The following is a 3,057-nucleotide window of genomic DNA, read 5'->3' as shown; positions in this document are numbered from 1 at the left end:
ATGGCGCCGCATACGGATACGACGACTCCGGTGACGGCCGCGGTGAGCACGAACAGCGCACCCCGGAATCGATCGACCGACAGCCCCATCGACGTCGCAGCATCGTCGCCGAGCGCGAGCACGTTGAGGCGCGAGGCGCACAGCAGCAGGGCAGCTAGCCCGCCCCCAGCGACGATGCCCACCAGGGCGGTGGTCCGCCAGGTGGCCGCGGACATGCTGCCGAGCAGCCAAAACATCACGCTACGCGCGGTGTCGCCGCGGGGTTCGAGGAACACCAGCACGGTGGTGACCGCCGAAAATCCGTAGCCGAGCGCGGTCCCGGAGAGCACCAGCCGCAGCGGCGATAGGCGTCCGCTCGACTGTGCGATCGCGTATACCAGTACCGTGGCCGCGAGCGCCCCGAGGAACGCTGCCGCCGGCAGTGCGTAGCAGCCGAATACACCGAATGCGCCGAACAGCACAACCGCCGTGGCGCCGACCGAGGCCCCAGAAGAGACACCGAGCACGTACGGGTCGGCGAGCGCGTTGCGCGCCATGGCCTGTACCGCCACGCCGACGGCGGACAAGGCCGCGCCGACCAGTGTCGCGCTGAGCACCCGTGGGACGCGGGAGTCGATCACGATGCGGTATAGGGTCCCATCCCGAGCTGCGACGGTGCCGCCCGTCAGCTCGGCCCAGAGGAACCCGGCCGTGGACCGCCACGGCACGGCGACGGTGCCGAGTGCGACGCCGGCCCACATCGCCCCGAGGAGTGCGACCAGCAGCAGCGCGAGCGTCACCGCCACTCGCCGCGTCCCCGATATCCGCATGTGGTCTTACCGGCCCCCGGCGAACATCCGCAGCTCCGACACCCGGCTGGGATCCAGCGAGGGGCGAACGGTTTTGCGGGCTGCCTCCAGGTCGGCGGCGGTGACGTCGGCGGCGTCAAGACAACGCCGCATCGCGGCCAGCGCGGCTTCCCGCAGCAGTGCCGCACAGTCGGCAGCGCTGTACCCGTCGAGTTCGGCGGCCACGTCGGCGAGGTCGACGTCGGCGCTCAGCGGTATCGATTTCCCGGCGGCGCACAGGATTTCGCGACGCGCGGCAGCGTCGGGTGGCTCGACGAACACCAGCCGTTCCAGCCGGCCCGGCCGCAGCAGTGCCGGATCGACCAGATCGGGCCGGTTGGTGGCGCCCAGCACCACAACGTCGCGCAGCGGGTCGACGCCGTCGAGCTCGGTCAGCAGCGCGGCCACCACTCGATCGGTGACACCCGAGTCGAAGCTTTGGCCGCGTCGGGGCGCCAACGCGTCGACCTCATCGAGGAACACCAGTGACGGCGCGGAGTTGCGGGCCCGCCGGAACAATTCCCGGACCGCTTTCTCCGAGCTGCCGACCCATTTGTCCATCAGCTCGGAGCCTTTGACGGTGTGCACGCTTAGCTGCCCAGTGCTAGCCAGCGCGCGGACAACGAAGGTTTTGCCGCAGCCCGGCGGACCGTACAGCAGCACGCCGCGCGGCGGGTCGACGCCCAACCGGGCGACGGTGTCGGGGTGCTGCAACGGCCACTGCGCCGCTTCGGTCAGTGCCTGTTTGGCATCGGCCATGTCGCCGACATCGTCGAGGGTCACGCTTCCCACTTGCAAGCCAATGGCCAGTTCTTCGTTGGCCGAACGGGACAGCGGCCGGATGACGCTGAGCGCACCGACGAGGTCGTCCTGGTTGAGTTCGGGTGGTTGCCCATCGGTGCTGGCGCGCGACGCGGCCCGCAGCGCCGCCTCGCGCACCAGCGCAGCTAGATCGGCAACAACGAAACCCGGTGTGCGGATAGCAATTTCGTCGAGATTGAGATCACTGACGGGCACCGGCTTCAGTAGTGTCTCCAGCAGTGCCCTGCGGGTGGCGGCGTCGGGCAGCGGCAACCCCAGTTCGCGGTCGCATAGCTCGGGGGCGCGCAACCGCGTGTCAAGCTGGTCGGGTCGCGCTGAGGTGGCAATCAACGCCACACCGTCAGTGGTTACCGCAGTGCGCAGCTCGGCGAGGATGCGGGCAGCGACGGGCTCGCAGCCGGCCGGTAGCAGTGCGTCGACATCGGTAATGAGCAGCACGCCGCCACCGTCACGCACCGCGGTCACCGCTGCGGCGACGGTTTTGAGTCGGTCGTCGGCGCTCAGCGCGCCGACCTGGGGACCATCGAGCTCGATCAGCCTGCGACGGGCGCACACCGCGCGGGTCAGTGTCGCCTTGCCGACACCGGCCGGACCCGACACCAGCACACCCAGGTTTGTGGCGGCACTCAAGGTTTTCAGCAGGTGCGGCTTGTCGAGGGCAAGCTTGAGCCATTCGGTGAGCTTGCCGGCCTGCGCCTGCACGCCCTTGAGGTCGTCGACTCCGATCGTGGGGTTCGCGACGCTGACCGGTTCCCGCGTCCCCTCCCCGGCCTCAGCCGGGGAGGGGACGCCGGTGCCCCAGGTGACCAGTGAGTTCGGCTGCACGCTGACCGGTCCGTCGGGGTCCACGCCGGTGACGGTGAGCAGCTCAGAGGTCCAACTGATGCCGACCGCCGACGCCAGCGCGCGGGCCGCGGCTGACGTTGAGGTACCGGGACCCAGGTCACGGGGCAGCAGTGACACCGCGTCGCCGACGGTCATCACTTTGCCCAGCAAGGCCTGGCGCAGGGTGACCGACGGAACCGATTGGGCGGTCAGCGATGAGCCGCTCAGCGTGACCGACCGCGCGCCGTAAACGGTGACCGCGCTGACGATCACCGCGGTGCCCTCGCGCAGCCCGGCGTTGGACAGCGTCACGTCGTCGAGCAACACGGTGCCGACCGGGCTGTCTTGGCCGGCCAACGCCGCCACTGCTGCCGTGGTCCGCGACCCGGTCAGCGATACCGCATCCCACTCCCGGATGCCAAGGGCAGCAACGGCATTCGGGTGTAAACGGATGACGCCGCGGCGAGAGTCGACGGCGGAGGTGTTGAGCCGGGCGGTGAGCGTGAGTTGCGGGTTCGCGTCCTGAGACGTTGAACCGGGCCGGGTCATGTCAGCCGCCGGCCCGGTTTCCGCAGCCCCAGCC

Annotated in this window: 2 protein-coding genes; both read right to left on the bottom strand. The window is 69.8% G+C overall.

The window, feature by feature from the left end; translation table 11 throughout:
• The coding region (locus AC2VNT_RS05055) for a FecCD family ABC transporter permease (protein ID WP_486945810.1) at positions 1 to 740 on the bottom strand (740 nt) is incomplete at its 3' end.
• 75 nt (positions 741 to 815) lie between these two features.
• Positions 816 to 3,023, bottom strand: a complete 2,208-nt coding sequence (locus AC2VNT_RS05050) for an AAA family ATPase (protein WP_486945809.1) — start codon at positions 3,021 to 3,023, stop codon at positions 816 to 818.
• Positions 3,024 to 3,057 lie beyond the last annotated feature (34 nt).

The organism is Mycobacterium sp. TH-M15 (assembly GCF_057473705.1).
This window is presented reverse-complemented; position numbering and strand designations above follow the sequence as displayed.

Coding starts and splice junctions, on each gene's coding strand:
- AC2VNT_RS05050 (WP_486945809.1), bottom strand. CDS start 3,023: ATGACCCGGCCCGGTTCAACGTCTCAGGACGCGAACCCGCAACTCACG.